This is a genomic window from Pedobacter fastidiosus (genome assembly GCF_014306625.1).
GTDB lineage: Bacteria > Bacteroidota > Bacteroidia > Sphingobacteriales > Sphingobacteriaceae > Pedobacter > Pedobacter fastidiosus.
Map to the genome: position 1 here is coordinate 52,707 of NZ_JACRYL010000004.1, position 21,584 is coordinate 74,290.

Genomic DNA, 21,584 nt, shown 5'->3' on the forward strand with positions numbered 1-21,584 from the left:
TTTATTCGTTTGTACCTTTGTATGTGGGGTCTGCATGGACCATGCCTTCCATTGCTTTATCTAAATTTAAATCTAATCCTTTCGCAATTCCAAGTCCTAAACTCATATCGGCTCTAAACCAATGGCAAAGTTGGCGATTAATAATTTCATCTTTTTTAGCTCCATTTATACCACCCATTGCGCCAACAATGTTTGCAATTGTATTCTTTTTAGCTTCGGGATCCATTAAACGGAAAAGGTTTCCGGGTTGCGTATAATGATCGTTTTCTCCTTCGGCATTTCGATCATATTGATCAGCCATTAAAGATTCTAAAGGCCAAGCTGGTTGTTTGTAGCTTTCATCAACTTCAATATCATCAAAACTATTAGGGAAATAATTTGGATTAGAACCACCATTTCCATTAACAGTCATTAACCCATCACGTTGATAATTATTAGTCATAAACGGACAACGATTAACTGGAATCTGCTCATAATTCCCACCTAATCGATATCGTTGTGCATCTGGATAAGAAAGAATTCTTCCTTGCAGCATTTTATCAGGCGAGTAATAAATTCCATCAACCACATGAGCAGGAGCAAAGGCAGCCTGTTCTACATGCGCAAAGTAATTATCAGGATTTTCATTTAATTCTAATTCGCCAACCTCAATTAAAGGGTAATCGCCATGTGGCCAAACCTTTGTTAAATCGAATGGATTTAAGTGATAGGTTTTAGCATCATCAAAAGGCATAATCTGAACTTTTAAAGTCCATTTTGGGAATTCTCCTTTTTCAATCGATGCAAACAAATCGCGTTGAGAATGATCAGGATCCTGAGATTTCATCGCAACCGCCTCATCATTCTTAAAATTCTGAATGCCCTGTTTCGTTTTAAAGTGGAACTTCACATAAAAACGTTCATTTTTATTATTGTAAAAAGAGAAAGTATGACTACCAAAACCATCCATGTGACGATACGAGAATGGTGTTCCTCTATCGCTCATTAAGATTAAAACCTGATGTAAACTTTCTGGGTTTAAGCTCCAGAAATCCCACATCATGGTTGGGCTTTTCATATTTGTTTGTGGATCGCGTTTTTGGGTATGGATAAAATCCCCAAATTTTTTCGGGTCTTTTACAAAGAAAACAGGCGTGTTATTGCCAACTAAATCCCAATTTCCATCTTCTGTATAAAACTTTAACGCAAAGCCACGTGGATCACGCTCACTATCTGCTGATCCTTTTTCGCCACCAACGGTAGAAAAACGCAAAAACGTTTTGGTTTGCTTACCAATTTCTGAGAAAAGTTTTGCTTTAGTATATTTTGTAATGTCGTGGGTAACAGTAAAAGTACCATAAGCACCAGAACCTTTCGCGTGTACAACACGTTCAGGAATTCGCTCACGATTAAAATGAGCCATTTTTTCATGTAATATGAAATCCTGAAGTAATATTGGACCGCGAGGACCAACAGTCATGCTATCTTCATTGTTCGCATAAGGTATACCAGAAGCACTCGTTAGTTTTTTCTTTTCGCTCATTATTTAAGTTTTATTGTGTTTTGCGATATAAAAGTGAGGTAATTATTCCAGCATATCAAACTGTTATTATCTATTGATGCATAGATAATATTGATAAGTTTTAATATTCTCAACAAATTAAATTTAAGAATTTTTAGCGGCTATTCGTGTAAAATATAGGTTGGGCAACAAAATCTATAACTGTACAATAGTTATACGATGGATGAGGTTGAATGCTAACGCCAACAATATTAAGCTTATATTTTTGATCGATAATATTGAAACGGTGGCCAAGGGAGGGTACGCCACAATCTAATAAGAGATGGCAAACTATATCCAAACTTTTAGAATATCCGAAATCTATATTTTCACTCATAGATTTGTTTGGGAAATATTTAGATAGTCTTTTCGAAAATTTATCGCCATTGCTACTCTCATGGCTTTCTAAATTATTTCTATTTAAATCTACTGCATGGCCTCTACTTAAAGCCGTTAACTTATCATCAGGATAGAACAACGGAAGATTTTTTATGCCTTGGAGGTGTTTTAACAAAGAAGTATAGTAAGAATTATTTTTAGAGATTTTAAGTTCATTATAATTTCTGTACTGCCTTACACTTGCATTGTATTTATCTATATAATCTTCTAAAAAAGTATAGTAGAATTTCTGGCCATCCAATCGGATTAAATTCATGTAAAGAATTACACCCTTTTCTTCTTCAGTTAGGTAATTTGCAGCGGCTGCAGTGTTTGCCTTTCTAATTTCAGTGTTGGTCCAATCTTGCGCATACGAGCTTCTGGCAAAAAACAAAAAAAGGCTTGCGGTTAAAATAAGGCGGTACATGGGATGGTTTTCTTGTATAACGCCAATTGAAAGTTTTTATTTTCGTTATAATTGATTTTGCCAGAAAAAATATTTGGTAAGCAATTAGTTACACGTTTAGAACCTTGCAGAAACACTAGGTTTTGTACTTTTAACATCAATGAATACAATTAAAAAATCTTTCCTACTATTTAGCTTTTTGTTAATCTCTTTCTGTTTAAAGGCTCAGATTGATTCGGCTATGTTAAAACAAATTTCAAAGCAGATTCAGAAAGATTATGCACCAGATAAACGCTCTATTTATTTCAATATCCAGTTTAAGGGAGATACAGTTTTGGCCGAAAGTACATCAGAAATTGCCTTGACAGAATGGAATAAGCAAGTGAAAGATTTAAAAGGTACTAAAGTGAATGTTCCATTACCAGCTAAATCTTTAAATGGAATGGAATATGGACTGGCAAATTTATCAGTTTGCAACAATAGAGCGATGCCTCAAAACGCTGCAGAAATGATGACGCAAATGATTTTGGGAACTCCAGTTCAAGTGCTTAAAAAACAAGGAGCTTACTATTTGGTTCGAACGCCTGATGGTTATTTGTCGTGGACAGACGGTACAGCAGTTAGTCTTTTGAATAAGCAGGATTTTGAAGCTTGGAAGAAGGCTAAGAGGATTATTTTTACCGAAGATTTTGGTCATGCTTTAAGTAAAGTTGATGCAACTGCCGAAAGGGTTTCTGATTTAGTTAAAGGAAATATATTAGAAGTAAAAGGAGAGGAAAAGAATTTTTATAAAGTAGTTTTTCCCGATAAACGAATTGGTTTTGTTAAAAAAAGAGAAGCTAAAATATTTATCGATTGGCTTAAAACCCCAAGTCCAAATGCTGATGCGATTTTAAAAACCGCTAAAACATTAGTTGGCGTTCCTTATTTGTGGGGTGGAACATCGATAAAAGGAGTAGATTGTAGCGGATTTACCAAGACAAGTTACTTTTTAAATGGAATTGTAATCCCTCGAGATGCATCTCAACAAGCACTGGTTGGAGAAGATGTTGAGGTGCTGGAAAATGATTCAATCAGTATTTCGAAATGCTTAAAAAATTTAAAGCCTGGCGATTTATTGTTTTTTGCGGCGGCTAAACTTCGTGGGGTAACTGGTGGCAAAATAACCCACACTGCAATTTATATGGGTGATGGCGAATTTATCCAAGCCGCAGGAATGGTGAGAATAAATAGCTTAAAGTCTGATGCAAATAATTTTGATGAACGCGAAAGTAAAACTTTAGTAAGCGCTAAAAGGTTTTTAAATCAAATTGGCCAACCAGAAATTACAAGAGTTGATCAACATAAATGGTATGTAAATTAATTTATAGATTTAAAGAAGTTCCTTTAAAGAGATCGTTTTCTAAGTCAATTTTTGTTTTGATTTTTGTCATATTGAGCCTGTCGAAATGCTTCAAAGGCATTTTTATAGTTCTTCAACAGGCTCAGATTGACAATTAATAGTATGATTCGACCTCAAGAACGCAAAACTGATTAGCTTAAAAGGCAAGGTTTATAAGAACATCCCACCCGATGCCTCAATGCGCTGAGCATTAATCCATCTTGCATCTTCTGTACATAAAAACGCTACTACACCACCAATATCATCTGGTAAACCAACACGACCCAATGCCGTTTGTGAAGCAATTCCAGCATTCATTTGTTCGTTATCTCTAACTACTCCACCACCAAAATCTGTTTCAATAGCGCCTGGAGCAACTATGTTTGATCTAATTCCCCTTGAACCTAACTCTTTAGCTTGGTATTTGGTTAAAGTTTCCATTGCACCTTTCATTGATGCATAGGCAGCGTAACCTGGCAAAGCAAAACGAGCAAGACCGGTAGAAATATTAATAATTCCACTTCCATCATTTAAAAGTGAAAGTGCTTTTTGAGTTAAAAAGAAAGCACCTTTAAACTGAATATTCACTAATGTATCAAATTGATCTTCGGTTGTTTCTGCGAATGAAGCATGAATTCCAATCCCCGCATTATTCACTAAAAAATCGAATTTTTCTGCATTGAAAACTGATTTTAAGATAGATTTTACTTCTGTGAAAAAAGCATCAAATGTTTTAGTGTCGGCAACATCTAGTTGAAGTGACACCGCTTTTACGCCAAGCTTTTTAATTTCTTCGACAGTTTTATCTGCTTCGTCTTTTTTCGATTGATAAGTTACGATGACATTAATCCCTTTGGAAGCGATTTTTAAGGCTGCGTTTTTCCCTAATCCGCGACTACCGCCGGTAACTAAGGCAATTTTATTTTGTGTTTCCATTTTCTTTTAATTTGTTAAACAAAATTAGATGGAAAATAGATTTAAAAATGGTGACAGCTTAAGTAAAAATGGTGAGTGTTTAAGTTTTATATGGTGATAACTTCCGCTTTTTGAGCTAAAGACTGAAAGTAGGCTTCGCGATATTGCTTGGGGGTTTGGCCAGAGAAGTGCTTAAAAAACTTTGTGAAGTTAGAAGGATCGTAAGTTAGCGTTCTCGCAATTTCGGCAATTGGCGTACTTACATTCTGCAACATCGATTTAGAAATATCCATTAAACGCTCTTCAAAGAAGTAGCAAGGCGGAAACCCAGTTGCCGATTTTATGGTATTGCTTAAGTGAGTAGGGTGAACATGAATCAGTTCTGCAAAATCTCTAACCTCAAACATTTCAGTAGCCCTTCCAGAAACTACATCATCCAAATGTTTATCTAATTCCTTCAAAAAATCTGCTGCGATTTCATGTTGACGGGCAAAAAACTTCTTCGGGATTTTCATAACGATGATTTTGAGATTAAACAAATATAATATTCAATGCATGGATTATGAAATTAGACGAGTGCGTTTTAGCTTTTGTGACTAAAGAATTATTTTATTTTTTTGCCAGTTCCTAGCCAAATTAAACTATTAACGATCATTTTGCTTTCCATTTCACTATCAAAAGTATTCGATAAGGTTTTATTCGTTTTATCGTATTTATGTTCGTAATCCATATCGTTGTGGCCCATATTTACGTAAACCATTTTGTAATTTTTATTACTCCAAACCACAGGGTAGTAGCCACTCCGCCAAATTTCATATTCCTTTGGCCCCGTTCCTAACGGAAAACTGGTCGAATCGATGGACAGCAGAATTTTAATATCAGGATTTTTTCTTAAATCATTTTGCCATCGATACCACTCGTTGGGCGATGCTTTAAAAGTTTTAGGCAAGTTTCTCGTAACGGGATGCTTTTTGTTTTCTACTTTTAAAATTGCAGATGTTGGTCGCCAGGTATTGCTTCCGTATTCTCCTGAACCTAAAAAAGTATTGTGATACCAATCCCAATCGGCTGGATAAGTTGACTGAGCCAAAGCAAATGCGGAGAAATGAAAACCCATCCAACCACCACCGTTTTCCATATATTTTTTAAAGGCTTCTCGCTGTGCAGTAACTTCTGGGCGGGTATCTAAAAATAACACAACCTCGTATTTTGATAAGAATTCGGCATTCAAATTATCCCAATTCGCTGTAGAATCATAACTGAAATGATATTTATCCGCCATTGCTGGAAACCATTTATTCGCTTCGTGTACAAAACTGATGTGTGCTAAGTCACTTTTGGCGGTATAAAATGCGATTACACGGAATTTGGGTTTTTTGGATTGGGCAAGAGAATATATGAAGCAATTAAGAAGAAAAAGTAATGCTAAGATCGATTTTCGAGAAATGTTCATTTGGATAGATTTATCTACCTAAATTAAATAAAAGTATCCTCAACTATAAAGTATAAAATGCTAATCGAACTAAATATAGGTTTGAACATTAATTCAATCGTTTTAAATAATTGATATTAGATATAAAAAAACCACGAGCTATTCACTCGTGGCTATATTTAAAATCTTCAACTTAAGTTTTCTTAAATGTTTAAGGTGGTGAAAACTAGGCTAACAAATTTTTCCAGCTCACCGCTTTACCAATTATGTTGCCCAAATCTGCAATGGCAACACGTTCTTGTTCCATGCTATCGCGATGACGAATCGTAACTGTATTATCCTCTAAACTCTGGTGATCAACAGTAATACAAAATGGCGTACCCACAGCATCCTGACGGCGGTAACGTTTACCAATGGCATCTTTCTCCTCATAATTACAGTTGAAATCAAACTTTAAAGTATCCATAATTTCACGAGCTTTTTCTGGTAAGCCATCTTTTTTGGTTAATGGGAAAATAGCCACTTTAATTGGCGCCAAAGCAGGGTGAAGGCGTAATAAAGTACGGCTATCCTGTTTATCTTCAGTGCTTAAATCTTGCTCTTCAAACGCATTAATCATTGTTAACAAAAACATCCTGTCTAAACCAATTGAAGTTTCAATTACATAAGGAACGTAATTTCCGTAAGGCTTACCATCTTCATTTAAATCATTATCGAAATATTGCAATTTCTTGCCAGAAAACTGTTCATGTTGCTTTAAATCGAAATCAGTTCTGCTGTGAATACCTTCAACTTCCTTAAATCCGAAAGGGAATTCGAACTCGATATCAGTAGCTGCATTCGCATAATGAGCCAATTTTACATGGTCGTGGTAACGATATTTTTCAGGAGGAGTTCCTAAAGCCATGTGCCATTTTAAACGAGCCACTTTCCAATATTCAAACCATTTTTTGTCTTCACCTGGGCGAACGAAAAATTGCATTTCCATTTGCTCAAACTCACGCATGCGCATAATAAACTGACGGGCAATAACCTCATTTCTGAAAGCTTTACCAATCTGTGCAATACCGAAAGGAATTTTCATTCTTCCCGATTTCTGTACATTTAAAAAGTTAACGAAAATACCTTGCGCCGTCTCCGGACGAAGATAAACTTCATCACTACCTTCTGCCATTGCACCAAATTGAGTGCTAAACATCAGGTTAAATTGGCGAACATCTGTCCAGTTTGATGTTTTAGAAATTGGACAAATTACCTTATAATCAACAATTAAATCTTTCAGCTGTGCTAAATTCTCAGATTTTAATGCAAGGTTCATTTCAACCTCAAGCGCTAAGCCTTTCTTAACAAATTTCCAGCTGGCTTCACCAACAAAAGGATATTTAGCATGATCTAAAATTCCAGTTTCATCTTTAAAACTTGGTATCCAGCTTGCTTGCCCTTCATCACTCAAACCCAAAATTTCTTGTTGAAATTCTTCAAATTTAGCTTTGTTTTCCGTAGAGAAATTTGCTAATTCTGAATATAGTTCATCAATTTTATTTTCTAATAATTGATCAGCACGGTAACGTTTTTTCGAATCCTTGTTGTCGATCATCGGGTCGTTAAAACCATCAACGTGTCCACTGGCTTTCCAAACTTTCGGGTGCATAAAAATTGCAGAATCAATGCCTACAATGTTCTCATGCATTTGTACCATGGCTTTCCACCAGTACGTTTTAATATTGTTTTTTAACTCGGCACCCAATTGGCCGTAATCGTAAACGGCACTTAAGCCATCATATATTTCGCTGCTTTGGAACACAAAACCGTATTCTTTAGCGTGTGATATTACATTTTTAAATTGTTCGTCGTTATTCTTTTGTGCCATAATGGTGGCAAAGATAATTATTTTGAGCTGAAAGACTAAAGACCAAAGATTAAAGTAAAAAGCTAAGGTCAAATGTTCTTAAATGTCTTACAGGATTCAAAATTTTAGAAAAGCAATTATGGTAATTCTTTGGTTTCAGCAGTCCCGCCCTCGCTGCAATCTTTTAAAACTTTTGTCATTCTGAGGTACAAAGAATCTGCAAGCTTTGAAACAGATTCTTCGTGCCTCAGAATGACAGCAAATTAATGGTCTGTACAATTCAAAAGTATTTTCGCTAAGTCGGGTTTATGATGGCAAAACTGTACATCTATCTACGTTTTAAAGCATGGTGCTAAGAACACCTTCTTACATCTTCCATTTTTTTCTATTTTTGAGCCATGAAATTTCATTACCTACTTTTTCTAGTTTTTATCACCGTTTTTTTTGCATCATGCAAGCAAGAAGAAAAAGTTCATCATTATATTAAATTTAATAAAACTGAAGAATTGTATCAATTCCTAAAATGGTCGCCCGAAAATCGTTTCCCATTAATTAGTGCCCACCGTGGCGGACCAATGCCCGGTTTTCCTGAAAATTGTATCGAGACTTTTAATAATGCCACAACATATAATCCTGTAATTATAGAATTTGATATCGCTTACAGCAAAGATTCTGTAATGGTAATAATGCACGATGATAAATTGGACCGGACTTCTACAGGAAAGGGAGAAATTGGAAATTATACCTACGAAGAATTAAAAGCCTTCAATTTAAAAGATGATGAAGGCAAGGAGACGAATTTCAAAATCCCCACTTTAGATAGTGTTTTAAGCTGGAGCAAAGGCAAAGTTTTACTGACCATCGATCTTAAAAAAGGCATTTCTTATGCCAAGGTGATTGAAAAAGTTAAACGATATAAAGTAGAAAGCAATTCGATCATAATCACTTACACAGCCGATCAAGCTAAAGAAGTTCATCAATTGGCGCCAGATTTAATGATTTCGGCATCTGTACAAAAGAAAGCGGAATTGAAACGATTAAATTCAATGGGAATTCCGAACGATAGAATTGTAGCTTTTGTGGGTGTTAGAGCTCCAGATAAAGAACTATATCAGTATCTTCATAACAGAAGAATTACGACTATTTTAGGCACAATGGGCAATATTGATAAAAGTGCAATTGCTAATCCTGCTAAGCTGGTTTACTACCATTTGATAAATAATGGAGCAGATATTTTGTCGGGCGATAATTTGCCACAAGCTTCAGAGCAATTGGATAAATTTAGATATAATAAAAAGTTGAGTTCGGTTTACGTTAATTAATATAAATTCGTCATTGCGAGCACGAAGTTAAACGGCAATCCCTTTAGGACAATCTTAAAGCATTGGGTTTATCGCGATTATAATGAGATTACTTAATTTTTCACAATCACCACTAGCCTTTTTTAAAAACTTCGTGTACTTTGCGAATAACTTTGTGTTCTTTGCGGTTAAATATAAGAAATGAGTATTTCGGTAAAAAATCTTTCCAAACATTACGATAAGCAAAAAGCTGTTGATGCGATTAATTTCGAGGCCAAGCCAGGTCGTATTTTGGGTTTTCTTGGCCCTAATGGTGCTGGTAAGTCAACTACTATGCGCATGTTAACTGGTTATTTAGAACCTACAGCTGGCGAAATAGAAATCTCGGGAAAGAATATTTTATCGCAAGCCATTGATGCCAAAAGGCACATTGGTTACTTGCCAGAAAATACGCCGCTTTATAGTGATATGTATGTTAAAGAGTTTCTTAGTTTTATTGGTGATGCTTATAATCTTCCGAATTTATCCGTTAGGGTGGAGGAAGTAATTAAAAAAGTCGGCTTAACGCCAGAGCAACATAAAAAAATTGGAATGCTTTCTAAAGGCTATCGTCAAAGGGTAGGATTAGCACAAGCCATTATCCACAATCCAGATGTATTAATTCTAGATGAACCAACATCGGGGTTAGATCCAAATCAATTGGTTGATATTCGTGCGCTAATTAAAGAATTGGGAAAAGATAAAACGGTTGTTATCTCAACGCACATTATGCAAGAAGTTGAGGCCATTTGCGATGACATCATCATTATTAGCAAAGGAAAAATAGTGGCCAATAACTCTCTTGAAGGAATTAAAAAAGCGCATCAAAATAGCTCACTAGAAGACATTTTCAGAAAACTTACCGCTTAAATTATGTTTAAATTCAAACTCGCCCTAGTTCTATTTATTCTTTTAATTTATTCAAAATCTCAAGCTCAAAATTCTCCACAGATTAGCGTAGGGGCAGAGCTGGGGTTGCCATCAGGTAATTTTACTGCACTTTCTGGATTCGGAATCGGCGCATCCTTAAAAGCTGATCTTCCAGTTTCGGGAAATCTTGCAATTACATTCAATGGTGGTTATATGAACTTTTTTGGTAAGCGAAATCAAATTATGAGCATTCAAGATTTAACTTATGTGCCATTAAAAGCTGGATTAAAATATCAATTAAGTGAGAGTTTTTATGCCGAAGGCCAGCTCGGTGCTGCGCTCGCTTTAGATAATGGGCAAAGAACACTCTTTGTTTGGTCGCCCGGAATTGGAAATCTATTTCGCCTTTCCGGTAAAAATAAACTGGATTTAGGGATTCGATACGAAGTTTGGACTGGGAAGAATGATAACTTGATTATTTTAAATACCTCCAGCAGTAAAGGTTTTGTAGGCATTCGCTTCGCTTACGTTTTCGATTTATAAACTATCCTGCATTATTTTTACAACCAATGGTTGTGTAGACTATTTTCCTCACATTGGGAAAATAGGGTTTCTTAGTGGGGAAAAAAGTTCCCAATTATTTATTATCCAATTTCTTAGGTTCTACGCTTAAATGTGTTTTTTAAAAACTTTTCCTGTTGATTACAAGGTTATTAACTAATTTTTTAGGTGTTTGTTGCTGATTTGTTTCTAATGGCATTGGCTTTGCCTAGCGGGAGATTAGATATACAATAAACAACTAATTTAAAAAAACAACATGAAAAGTCTAAAAATTGCCATTCTCTTCGTTATCGTTTCTTTTTCTGCTTTTAAAGCAAATGCTCAATCAGAAACATTCAAACCATTTAAAGTCGACATCGCTTTTGGTTACGCTGTACCTGCAGGTTCAGGCAGTAAAGGTGGAGTTCTATTTGCTGTAGAACCAAAATATGCTATCAACGATCAAATCACTTTAGGTTTAAGATTAGAATCTGCATTAACTGCGTATTCGTTTGAATCTAACGGTCAATCTTTTACTGGTGATATTAAATCAACAAGTTCTTATTTAGCAACAGCTGATTACATGTTCAATACTAAAAGTGTAAGACCCTTTGCTGGATTAGGTTTAGGTATTTATAGCGTTGCTGGTGTTAGCATTAGTGATAATAGCCAAAATATTGCTGTAGGTTCTACAACTAAATTTGGTTTCGCTCCAAGAGTTGGTATTGAAACAGGTCATTTCCGTACTGCAATAGAATATAACTTTGCTGGTAAAGACAATGGTATTAAATACAATTACTTAGCTTTTAAAGTAGGTTTCTTCTTAGGTGGCGGTAAAAAATAATTTTATTAAAACTTTGTGTTTAAATGGCTCCAAATTTTTGGAGCCATTTTTTGTTTGATCAAATTTACATCACTTCTTTTTTGAGTGCCATAAGCAAGTCAATATCTGCCTGTCTCATCTTTCCTTCACGATTTGGTGGACAATTTAAAATCAATATATTATTTTGCGCTGTTGCTTTTTTATAACTTTCTGCTAAAACTTTTACTGATTTATAAGTAGTATCCTTGGTATTATAAAACCATCTCGAACTCATACAAATTGTAGATTCCCACGGCATATAACATTGTTTGCCATCGTGAGAGAATGTTTTTGGATCTGGATTGGCTGGTAAATACGGATCGCCAAGTCTAAAATCGCTAGGGAAATAACGAATCGGAAAACTTTCTTTTTGCTTATCTGGCAAAACTGGATGCGCATCTTCGTTTTCTGGTAAACCAATAGTCCAGTTTATTCCAATTTGGCATTGTGGGGCTTTAGATTTTATGGCATTGTAAAGATCTTGCGCTGGCCATCGTTTGTTTGGTTTTAACCAACCTCCATCAAACCAAAATTCTACAACTTTAACCTTTGCATTTTTGGTAATCTCTAAAAGTTCACCAATTTGATTCACCATATATTCATTATAGGCTTTATCGAGGGTTGCATTTTCAACGTCTTCATTTTGTTTCCTATCCCAAAGAGAATAATATAGGCCCAAACCAATATCATACTTTTTGCAGGCTTTGGCAACAGCTTCCACCACATTTGTTTTATTAGTAGAAGATTCTACATCATAATCTGTGTACTTACTGTTCCATAAACAAAAGCCATCATGGTGTTTCGTAACGAGAATAACATATTTCATTCCAGCATTTTTGGCCGTTTTTACCCACTGTTCTGCATCAATTGCCGATGGTTGGTAGGAAGTAGGGGGAAGAGTTCCATCAGACCATTCCACATCATGAAAAGTGTTCATTCCGAAATGGATAAACATTCCGTACTTTCTTTTAATTTGTTCTAATTGGTACTGATTTGGTTTTAAAGAAGCAATTGGGGAGATGTTCGGTTTTTCTTGAGCATTGCAAAAGCAGAACATCAGCATCGCGATGATCGATAAAAATAGTTTTTTCATAAAATTGGGATTAGGTAAAAAAATAAATAGCTTAGATAAGCCGTAAATATATTTATTTTCGATTTTCATCTTAGTAACTAAGGAGTTACAAGTGCAATCAGGCTTTATATTTTTATAATTCTAAACTCAGCTCATGTTTCAATACATATTTTTTCTCTTTTTATATCCATTCCTGCTGCTTTTAAGCGTTTTTGTTGGCGCACGTTACGCCGCACATCGCCTGCGCTTAAACAAATCTTGGAAAAATATTGGGTTAGAATCTAGCTTAATGAGTATTTATGCGCTCTTGATATCTTTTGCGTTAGTGGGCTCTAGTAACCACGCAAGTCAGCGAAATGACGAAATTTATGCTGTAGCAGATAAGCTCTCATTGGTGGTTAAAAAATCTAAATATTACGAACCTGAATTGAGAAAAGGGGTACAGAACTATCTTAAGGCATTTTTTGAAATTCACAATCACAATTTAAATCCAGATGCTAAGCAGAGCGAAGGAATTGTGAAAGAGATTGTAAAAAATGATCAGCAGTTCGATTATTTTTTAATTGAATACATAAAACAGAAGCCAGAATCTAAAGCGGAAATATCTGAAATTACAACCGAAACCAGCAATTTACGTTCTGCATATATTCGCTTAACCATGAATTACGGGAAGAGTACACCATCATTAATCATGAGTATTCTAATACTTTATTCGTTCATGATGGCTTTTTTGATTGGTTTTATGAAAAAAGTGCACAGCAATCAAACCTTTATTGTTACCTGTATATTTATAATTATCAGTTCCGTAATGGTTGGGGCTATCTGGGATCAAGATCATCCGGGGATTGGATTAATTACGCCGAATTATCAAAGTATAACAGATGTAAGCGATTTATTTAAGGCTTATTTACTTCGCGATCATCTTTAATTTGCTGGAATATTTAGTTAACTTCGACGTTTTAATCGCACATGTACGCAGTTTTTAAACGCGAATTATTCAGTTTCTTAAGTTCGATGGTTGCTTATATAACCATCGGCATATTTCTACTGGTTTCGAGCCTTTTGCTCTGGTTTTTTCCAGATACATCATTGCTTGATTATGGCTATGCCGAACTTGGTGGTTTTTTTAGTTTGGTGCCTTATCTTTTTATGTTCCTGATTCCGGCAATTACCATGCGATCTTTTGCTGAGGAAAGACGAGAAGGAACTTATGAGCTCTTAATAACTAAGCCAATAACACTTTGGCAAATTATTATGGCTAAATATTTTGCAAGCTTAGTCTTGGTTTTGTTTGCGCTTATTCCAACATTGGTTTACTATTATTCCATTTCTGAGTTGGGTTTTCCTAAAGGAAATATAGATTCTGGAGCCGTAATTGGCTCTTATATCGGGTTGTTTTTATTGGGTTCAGCATTTACATCCATCGGAATCTTTGCTTCTTCACTCACAAAAAACCAAGTTATTGCTTTCGTAATTTGTGCCAGCCTATGTGCTTTTGCTTTTCTAGGCTTCGATTATACCAGTCAGATTATCGCCTTGCAGAAATTTGAAACTACAATTACAGCTTTTGGCATTAACGAGCATTATATTTCTATAAGTAGGGGCGTTTTGGATACTCGAGATCTGATTTATTTCATCAGCTTTTCTGCTCTTTTTTTATTGTTTACCAAACTTATAATGGGAGGTAAGAAATGATGAAAAGGGAAAATAAATGGATCAATTTTATTGGTGTCTTAGTCGTGTTAATCATTTTAAACTTTGCTGGGCAATACGTTTATCATCGGTTTGATTTTACAGCAGATAAAAGGTTTACCTTAAGTGATAAAACAAAAAGCATCCTTCAAAAAAATGAAAAGCCAGTAATTATAACTGTTTTTTTAGATGGTGAACTGCCCCCAGCTTTTAAGCGATTGCAAACTGCGGTGAAGGATTTATTAGCTGATTATAAAGCCTATTCTAAAAGCGAAATTAAGGTTGTTTTTGTTGATCCAATAGCAGGTCGAAATCAGGCTGATCAAGATACAGTAATTACCAATTTATATCAGCAGGGCATCGAGGCCACCAATATCAGTGTAAAAACAGAATCAGGATTAACCCAAAAACTGGTTTTCCTGATGGCGATGATGGAAAGTGATGGTAAACAAATTCCCATTAAATTATTCCAAAATTTAGAAGCTGGAGCAGGTTATGAAGATAATTTTAACAGATCCATTGAAAATTTAGAGTACACTTTTACATCAAGTTTAAAGAAAATAGTAAGTGGCGAAAATCCTAGGATTGGATTTACTGAATCAAATGGAGAACTAACTGATTTACAGCTTTATGATGCTAGGTTTACACTTTCAAGTAGTTACGAAGTTGGTCGTGTGGATTTAAATACCATTGAAAAGGATGGACTTGATAAACTTAAATTGCTCATTATTGCAAAGCCAAAGAAACCCTTTACCGAAACTGAGAAGTATAAAATAAACTACTTTGTGATGAATGGCGGGCGTGTAGTTTGGAGTATTGATCAGGTTAACGCTGAGTTGGATAGCTTAAAAGGCAGAAATGGGCAAATGGTTTTTAATAATAATTTAAATTTAGACGACATGCTTTTTATGTACGGCGCCAGAATAAATTATAATGTAATTGCCGATCGTAATTGTGTAGATATTCCAATATCAACAGGAAGTGTTGCTGGGCAAAGCCAAATGAGGTTGGTGCCGTGGCTTTATTATCCAATTTTATTGCCAGATACTGTTCACAGTGTGGTTAAAAAATTAGATGGCATAAAATCAGAATTTCCAAGTACAGTTGATACTATTGGAGTTAAAAATGTTAAAAAATCTTACATATTAACAACTTCTTCATTCAACAAGGTATTTAATGTGCCAAAACTGTTTACCTTGCAAATGGTAGCCGAAGAACCAGATCCTAAAACCTTTCAAAATCCTCCACAAAATGTTGGCCTAATGTTAGAAGGTAGTTTTCCTTCTGTTTTTGAAGGACGACCTTTGCCTGCTGGAATAACAAATCCTTTTACGTTGGCTAGTAAGAGTAAACCAACCAAAATGATTGTAATTGGGGATGGTGATATTTTTAAAAATCAGATCGCTGAAAAGGACGGCTCACCATTTCCTTTAGGGTTTGATCGATTTACACAGCGCACTTATGGAAATAAAGCGTTATTATTGAACATTGTAGATTACTTTACCGATGAAGACAACCTCATCGCTCTGCGTAATAAAGAAGTTAAAATTAGATTGCTGGATAAAGCAAAGTTGAAGATTGAAAAAACAAAATGGCAATTCATAAATATTGTGGCGCCTTTGCTATTGTTAATATTCTTCGCAATTTTTCAACATTATTACCGCAAGTACAAGTACGCTAAATAATTTTTATATTTTTGAAGAAGACTAATTGATATCATGAGATTTATTGTATCCACATCAACTTTATTAAAACACTTACAAACTGTAAATGGTGCATCTAGCAGCAGTACAGTTTTGCCTATACTTGAAAACTTTTTATTCGAGATTAAAGACGGTAACTTAACCATCTCTGCTACAGATTTGCAAACCAGTATGACAACCTCTTTGGCTGTAGAATCAAAAGAAGAAGGCAAAGTAGCTGTGCCATCTAAAATTTTATTAGATACCTTAAAAACTTTACCAGATCAACCAATTGCTTTTAATATAGACGATGCTACATTTGCTATAGAAATTAGCGCAGGCGATGGTAAATATAAATTAAGCGGAGAAAATGGAGATGATTTTCCGAAAATTCCAGTTGTTGAAAATGCATCATCTGTAAATTTACCTGCTTCAGTTTTAACAGAAGCCATTACAAAAACAATATTTGCGGTAAGTAACGATGAGTTGCGCCCTGCAATGACAGGTGTTTATTGCCAGTTATCTCCTCAGCACATTACATTCGTTGCTACTGATGCGCATAAATTGGTGCGTTATCGCCGTATGGATAGTAAAGCTGATAAAGCAACTTCATTTATCTTACCTAAAAAAGCATTAACACTTTTAAAAGCAGCATTGCCATCAACAGATATCAATGTATCAGTTGATTATAATGCTACAAGTGCTTTCTTTAAGTTCGAAAACATCAATTTGGTGTGTCGTTTAATAGACGAACGCTATCCAGATTATGAGGCAGTAATTCCAACAAACAACCCAAACAAATTGGTTATCGATAGAGGATTGTTTTTAAATACTTTACGTCGTGTTGTAATTTTCGCTAATAAAACTACTCATCAGGTAAGACTAAAAATAAACGGAAGCGAGCTTAATATTTCTTCAGAAGATTTAGATTTTGCAAATGAAGCTCATGAGCGCCTAAGCTGTCAATATGATGGTGAAGACTTAGAAATTGGCTTTAATGCACGTTTTTTGATAGAAATGTTGAGTAATTTAAGTGGCGATGAGGTTACCTTAGAACTATCTACTCCAAATAGAGCAGGTCTTTTAATTCCACAAACAAATGATGAAAATGAAGATGTTTTGATGTTGGTTATGCCAGTTATGTTAAATAACAGTTATTAATACATTATCTTTTTAGTTAAAATTATAGGAAATGGCTTGGTTTTTGACCAAGCCATTTTTGTAAACTGCCAAATACAAAACATCCTATGAAAATCTATACTAAGCACTCAATCTCTCTAAATAAGTTATTTCTATTTTTAATACTTTCAAGCGTATTTATTTCCTGCAAAAAACACGATCCAGATGTAATAGTAAGAGGTGAGGCAAAAGTTAAAATGATTAATGCTGTACAAACAGAATCAAATCAAGATGTTTATTTCGATAGTGAAAAACTTACTTCAACCGCACTTGCATTTGGAGAAAGTAGCGACTATTTAAAAGTTGGCTCTGGAAGCAGAAATGTTTCTTTTATGGGAACCAATAATATTTCTACAAAAGCCTCTATTAACTTTACCCCGTCAATAACCTATTCGGCTTTTTTAGTGAGTGATAAAACGGGAAACCGGGAAGTAGTTAGCTATGAAGACAATTTAAGCAGTACCGAAGTAGGTAAGGCTAAAATTAAGCTGATTAATTTAACACCATATTTTGCTACTGGGATTAATGTAACTGTTCAGGGCGGAACTCAATTCGTTAATGGTCTGCTATATAAAGAAGATTCAAACTATTTTAATGTTGAACCCGGTATAAATTTACGATTCAATGTAGTTGGTTCAGGAAGTATTAAGACTATAGATGGTGCCACATTAGAAGCTGGCAAAATATACACCATTTGGTTTAGTGGAATTACCGCTTCAGCTCTAGAAGCGCATCTTATTGCTGATAATTAAATCTTCCAAACTAAAATCCTTCTGCTATCTTTACGTTTTAATTGTATAGCAATTCTATATGAAACATTCACAATTTGTAATTTCAAAAATTTTACTATTTCTGAGTACTTTACTTTTGTTAAGCGCTTGTATCAAAAATGATAGTACAATTGCTGGAGATGCTAAAGTTATTTTTTCTAATTATGTAAGCACTGGGTTATCCAAAGATTTCTATCTGGATAGTGTAAAATATGGCTCTTCAGTAAGTTATGGCTCAAGTACAGCTTACGTAGTTATTCCAGTAAATACATACTTGCCAGATGGACAGACCTACAAATTCTCAGCGAAAAATTTTAATACAACCTTAGGCCTTAAAGGCTCTTTAAGTCAGCTGATTAAAATCGGTAAAAACTATTCGGTTTTTTACACGAAAACAAAAGGTACTATGCCAGATTCTTTATTGCTTTTTCATGAAGATGATTTGAAACCTGATGTAAACAATACACGACTTTTTTTTATTAATCTTGGCTACACGCTAGGTTCAAAGGTTGTTATAAGAGATAGCTTAAATACTTTTACTAAAACTTTAGATTATGGCGAAATGACGGATTATATTCCAGTTCGGTTCGCTGGTAAGAACAAAATCTACGTCAATCTAGTTGATTCAGCGAACGTTGTTGATACATTAAAATCAAATAGATTTTCTACAGGTAAAATCGTTACCATCGTGCTTGATGGTAATAAAGGGGGTAAGTTACTCGAACGCCTCATCGCAAATAATTAATTGTAACATTAATATCTTCGATTAGTCTATTAATCATTTTGATATTCCTATTTTTGCCCAAAATCATACACATTGGAATTACTACAACAGCTTTTAGATTTTATCCTTCATATAGACGTTCATTTAGCAGAAATTGTTAATGAATACCAAACCTGGACTTACTTAATCTTATTCTTAATCATTTTCGCGGAAACAGGTTTCGTAGTTACTCCATTTCTTCCTGGCGATTCTTTATTGTTTGCTATGGGCGCATTAATTGCGGGCGAGCATGAAACTGGTTTGAATATTTGGCTGATGCTGATTATTTTAATCATTGCAGCTATTCTCGGTAATACCGTTAATTATAAACTTGGAAGTGTACTGGGAGCTGGTGTATTTAAGGAAAAAAATAAAATTTTAAAGCTTAAATATTACCACCAATCTCACGAATTCTTTGAAAAACATGGTGGAAAAGCAATTATGTTGAGTCGTTTTCTTCCAATTTTTAGAACAATAGCACCATTTGTAGCAGGGATAGCTAAAATGCCATTCGGTCGGTTTACTTATTATAACATTATTGGTGGCGTTGCTTGGATTTTTGCTTTATTGATGGGCGGTTATCTATTAGGTCAAATTCCAATTATTAAAAACAATTTTGAGCTAGTAATAATATTCATAGCAGTTGTTACTTTTGTACCTGCTGTTTGGGCTGCAGTAAAAAGCAGAATGAAACCAAAGAAAATTGAAGAAATTATTGAAGGTGAAGATTCAAAAGCGAGCTAGATTTCTCTTCCAATGATTGCACCTTTCTCAAATTTTTTATCTGCATCATTATTCTCTTTCTTTTCATCGGGGATAAGATCTATTTTTATTAAATTTTTAAGTTCGGGCTGGCCAGCATCTACCCATGCAGAATACCAAAAAGAACCAATTTCTAAAATTGCAGAGCGCATTTGCTTTTCTACCATTTTTTTCATTGCATCATGATAAGCCTTGGAGTATGCCACAGAGTATTGTTTAAGCACTGTATTGTTCCTTTCGGAAAAACTATATTTTTTATCTGAAGGAAAAGAGGCATTTAATTGTGCTTCGAAAGTTAACACAGTATCAACAAGACTGTGCGTGTGTTTAAGAATTTTCCAAGCTTCTTTTAATGGATTTTCGACGTAAAAAGCTTTACCAACCACAAAGCTATAATTCGTTGAAAATAGTTCGGGCAAACGGCTTTCCCAAAAAGCATGTATGCCAACCTGATTTGTTAACTGCCCATTGTGATTAGAAGTGGTGTGCAGGGGAACGTGAGCATCACCGATATAATGGCCTAAATCTGCAGAGTATTTTAAAATCTTGATCGAATCTCGCGTTTTAAAGGCCTTAACCAAGCTGAAGTAAGTTCGTTGAACTTGCCACGGAACAATGCCATTCTCATTCAGTTTTTTTAGAGAATATTTAGCAACAGCATCATTCCATTTCTGTGGAATGCTATCAATTTCCTTTTCATAATTTTCTACATCCAAATAATGTCGTGGTGCCTCTAGTGTATCGGCATATCTGCGTTTATCAGGATCTACAGCATGTTCGGTAATATATTTGATGTTCTTTTTATAAAAACGAATCATACCGTTTGGTAGAGTAAAAATCGCTAAATTATTTATTCTTTGGTGGGCAAAAAAGCCCCAAGAAGTACATAGAAATAAAGGGATGATTAACGCAATTAAAATCGTTAATCTTTTCATAGAATGAAGATAAGAAGATTACTCCGTGAAATAATCTTTCATACTATAAATATTTTCACGTTTCTGTATTAACTGACAAATAATTATTTCGATTAAGATTTAAGGATTTCCACGTTTCACAACATGGAGGATATATCTACATTGATCGCGTAATAAAGTATCTTTTGCGGTTGATATGAGGGGCAAATCTTTCGGCATTTGCCACACCAGGCTTCCATAAGTGTCACAGTTAGTTTTTTCGCTGTATGTATGCTCTACTGACATGTCGACCATCCCTCTTGTGGTTATACTAAAACCGCTTATATTGCCTTTCTTTATTGAATAAAATGCGCTGTCTAGTTTCGGAAATATAAACTTGGGCATGTTGCTGAAGTTGATATCCTTTTGAATAAAACTATTTTCCTTTTCGTTGTCGTGCAGGAAATGAAATTCCTCCACTTCTCCAGGATGATCGAGTTGAGCCTTTCTAAATTTTATAATCGTATCCATATGTTCAACAATTAAATCATTTAGTTTTTTATACGAAGTAAAATCAGCAATAATGGCTTGATTGAAACTGGCTTGTTGAACTAAATCAATTTGTTGCCTTCTATTTTTACAAGAAACTGTTACCGAAATAAGAATAAAAAGGATAATAATTAGAGCGTTTCTTGTTTGCATGCTAGATGATAAGTTAGAGCATTAAATAACAATTGATTTATAGATGTAAAATTATCAAAATGTTAGATAATAAATAAACGAGTTTCCTAAATTCACAACAAATAAATTTTTTATGGAATTATCTTGTCCAATATCTGCAGAAAGAGTTAATGAAAGTGTAATTCGAATTGTTGCTTTTTTGGTGGCTTTGATTACTTTAAGTTGTATCCTATTTTCCAATTATTGGGCAATGCTTTTTCTCGTCTTTGATTTTTCGATAAGAGCATTTACCACAAGAAAACTGAGCATTTTGAAGGCAATATCAATTCGATTGGCGAAATCGTTTTCACTCCCTCCAAAAATGACCGATTTAGCGCCTAAAAAATTCGCGGCAACTTTGGGTGGCGTTTTCAGTTTGTTTATTGCTGTTTTTTACCTGCTAAATTTCCAAACCATTGCTGATATTCTATCTGTAGTTATGCTATGCTTCGCCTTATTAGAAAGTCTGTTTGCGGTTTGTGTGGGCTGTTATGTTTATTCTTTCTGGCAGATTTTCGTTAAAAATAACCAGGAATAG

At 34.7% G+C, this 21,584-nt stretch carries 22 protein-coding genes; 13 read left to right on the plus strand and 9 right to left on the minus strand.

What is annotated here, in order from left to right:
- Position 1 precedes the first annotated feature (1 nt).
- Both H7U22_RS05265 and H7U22_RS05270 read right to left on the minus strand, forming a co-directional pair.
- Positions 2-1,522 carry a catalase gene (locus H7U22_RS05265; protein WP_187070302.1) on the minus strand — a complete coding sequence of 507 codons (1,521 nt, stop codon included), beginning with the start codon at positions 1,520-1,522 and terminating at the stop codon, positions 2-4.
- A 133-nt stretch (positions 1,523-1,655) separates the two neighbouring features.
- Positions 1,656-2,345 (minus strand): CAP domain-containing protein, encoded by a 690-nt coding sequence (locus tag H7U22_RS05270; RefSeq protein WP_187070303.1) that lies wholly within the window; start codon positions 2,343-2,345, stop codon positions 1,656-1,658.
- A gap of 139 nt (positions 2,346-2,484) precedes the next feature.
- Here H7U22_RS05270 and H7U22_RS05275 point away from each other — a divergent pair, with 139 nt between their 5' ends.
- Complete coding sequence (locus H7U22_RS05275) at positions 2,485-3,687, plus strand: C40 family peptidase (protein WP_187070304.1); 1,203 nt, start codon at positions 2,485-2,487, stop codon at positions 3,685-3,687.
- A 189-nt stretch (positions 3,688-3,876) separates the two neighbouring features.
- Here H7U22_RS05275 and H7U22_RS05280 read toward each other — a convergent pair whose 3' ends face one another.
- The 4 genes from H7U22_RS05280 to H7U22_RS05295 all read right to left on the minus strand — a co-directional run bounded on the left by H7U22_RS05280 (position 3,877) and on the right by H7U22_RS05295 (position 7,922).
- Entirely contained in the window at positions 3,877-4,641 is a 765-nt protein-coding gene (locus H7U22_RS05280) for an SDR family NAD(P)-dependent oxidoreductase (protein WP_187070305.1), read from the minus strand.
- Positions 4,642-4,727: 86 nt separating this feature from the next.
- Positions 4,728-5,135 (minus strand): helix-turn-helix domain-containing protein, encoded by a 408-nt coding sequence (locus H7U22_RS05285; protein ID WP_187070306.1) that lies wholly within the window; start codon positions 5,133-5,135, stop codon positions 4,728-4,730.
- Positions 5,136-5,224: 89 nt separating this feature from the next.
- A complete protein-coding gene (locus tag H7U22_RS05290) occupies positions 5,225-6,073 on the minus strand; it encodes a ThuA domain-containing protein (protein WP_187070307.1) in 849 nt (282 codons plus the stop codon).
- A 205-nt stretch (positions 6,074-6,278) separates the two neighbouring features.
- The gene (locus H7U22_RS05295) at positions 6,279-7,922 is read right to left on the minus strand and encodes a glycine--tRNA ligase (protein WP_187070308.1); all 1,644 of its coding nucleotides are present in this window, start codon (positions 7,920-7,922) and stop codon (positions 6,279-6,281) included.
- A gap of 377 nt (positions 7,923-8,299) precedes the next feature.
- Here H7U22_RS05295 and H7U22_RS05300 point away from each other — a divergent pair, with 377 nt between their 5' ends.
- From H7U22_RS05300 to H7U22_RS05315, 4 genes are all read left to right on the plus strand, one after another.
- The gene (locus tag H7U22_RS05300; RefSeq protein WP_187070309.1) at positions 8,300-9,223 is read left to right on the plus strand and encodes a glycerophosphodiester phosphodiesterase family protein; all 924 of its coding nucleotides are present in this window, start codon (positions 8,300-8,302) and stop codon (positions 9,221-9,223) included.
- Between the two features lie 180 nt (positions 9,224-9,403).
- Positions 9,404-10,111: an ATP-binding cassette domain-containing protein gene (locus H7U22_RS05305; protein ID WP_187070310.1), complete on the plus strand. Its 708-nt coding sequence runs from the start codon at positions 9,404-9,406 to the stop codon at positions 10,109-10,111.
- A gap of 3 nt (positions 10,112-10,114) precedes the next feature.
- Positions 10,115-10,654: a hypothetical protein gene (locus tag H7U22_RS05310; protein ID WP_187070311.1), complete on the plus strand. Its 540-nt coding sequence runs from the start codon at positions 10,115-10,117 to the stop codon at positions 10,652-10,654.
- A gap of 274 nt (positions 10,655-10,928) precedes the next feature.
- A complete protein-coding gene (locus H7U22_RS05315; protein ID WP_187070312.1) occupies positions 10,929-11,495 on the plus strand; it encodes an outer membrane beta-barrel protein in 567 nt (188 codons plus the stop codon).
- Positions 11,496-11,559: 64 nt separating this feature from the next.
- On the opposite strand, the gene H7U22_RS05320 is transcribed toward H7U22_RS05315, so the two are convergent.
- Positions 11,560-12,606: an alpha-L-fucosidase gene (locus H7U22_RS05320; protein ID WP_187070313.1), complete on the minus strand. Its 1,047-nt coding sequence runs from the start codon at positions 12,604-12,606 to the stop codon at positions 11,560-11,562.
- Between the two features lie 133 nt (positions 12,607-12,739).
- Between H7U22_RS05320 and H7U22_RS05325 the strand changes: the two genes are divergently transcribed.
- The 7 genes from H7U22_RS05325 (at position 12,740) to H7U22_RS05355 (ending at position 19,415) form a co-directional block, all read left to right on the plus strand.
- Complete coding sequence (locus tag H7U22_RS05325; RefSeq protein ID WP_187070314.1) at positions 12,740-13,513, plus strand: hypothetical protein; 774 nt, start codon at positions 12,740-12,742, stop codon at positions 13,511-13,513.
- A 41-nt stretch (positions 13,514-13,554) separates the two neighbouring features.
- The gene (gene gldF, locus H7U22_RS05330; RefSeq protein WP_187070315.1) at positions 13,555-14,280 is read left to right on the plus strand and encodes a gliding motility-associated ABC transporter permease subunit GldF; all 726 of its coding nucleotides are present in this window, start codon (positions 13,555-13,557) and stop codon (positions 14,278-14,280) included.
- Complete coding sequence (gene gldG, locus H7U22_RS05335; protein ID WP_248284687.1) at positions 14,277-15,962, plus strand: gliding motility-associated ABC transporter substrate-binding protein GldG; 1,686 nt, start codon at positions 14,277-14,279, stop codon at positions 15,960-15,962. Before gldF ends, gldG begins: the two co-directional genes overlap by 4 nt.
- A 33-nt stretch (positions 15,963-15,995) precedes the next feature.
- Positions 15,996-17,120: a DNA polymerase III subunit beta gene (dnaN, locus tag H7U22_RS05340; RefSeq protein WP_187070316.1), complete on the plus strand. Its 1,125-nt coding sequence runs from the start codon at positions 15,996-15,998 to the stop codon at positions 17,118-17,120.
- A gap of 86 nt (positions 17,121-17,206) precedes the next feature.
- Positions 17,207-17,890 carry a DUF4397 domain-containing protein gene (locus tag H7U22_RS05345; protein WP_187070317.1) on the plus strand — a complete coding sequence of 228 codons (684 nt, stop codon included), beginning with the start codon at positions 17,207-17,209 and terminating at the stop codon, positions 17,888-17,890.
- Between the two features lie 58 nt (positions 17,891-17,948).
- On the plus strand, positions 17,949-18,653 hold the full coding sequence (locus tag H7U22_RS05350; RefSeq protein ID WP_187070318.1) for a hypothetical protein: 705 nt from the start codon (positions 17,949-17,951) through the stop codon (positions 18,651-18,653).
- A 72-nt stretch (positions 18,654-18,725) separates the two neighbouring features.
- On the plus strand, positions 18,726-19,415 hold the full coding sequence (locus tag H7U22_RS05355) for a DedA family protein (RefSeq protein WP_187070319.1): 690 nt from the start codon (positions 18,726-18,728) through the stop codon (positions 19,413-19,415).
- On the opposite strand, the gene H7U22_RS05360 is transcribed toward H7U22_RS05355, so the two are convergent.
- Together H7U22_RS05360 and H7U22_RS05365 are read right to left on the minus strand one after the other, a co-directional pair.
- Positions 19,412-20,368, minus strand: a complete 957-nt coding sequence (locus tag H7U22_RS05360; RefSeq protein WP_187070320.1) for a zinc dependent phospholipase C family protein — start codon at positions 20,366-20,368, stop codon at positions 19,412-19,414. The genes H7U22_RS05355 and H7U22_RS05360 overlap by 4 nt on opposite strands.
- Before the next feature lie 99 nt (positions 20,369-20,467).
- Complete coding sequence (locus tag H7U22_RS05365; protein WP_187070321.1) at positions 20,468-21,028, minus strand: hypothetical protein; 561 nt, start codon at positions 21,026-21,028, stop codon at positions 20,468-20,470.
- Positions 21,029-21,140: 112 nt separating this feature from the next.
- Here H7U22_RS05365 and H7U22_RS05370 point away from each other — a divergent pair, with 112 nt between their 5' ends.
- Entirely contained in the window at positions 21,141-21,584 is a 444-nt protein-coding gene (locus tag H7U22_RS05370) for a DUF4395 domain-containing protein (protein WP_187070322.1), read from the plus strand.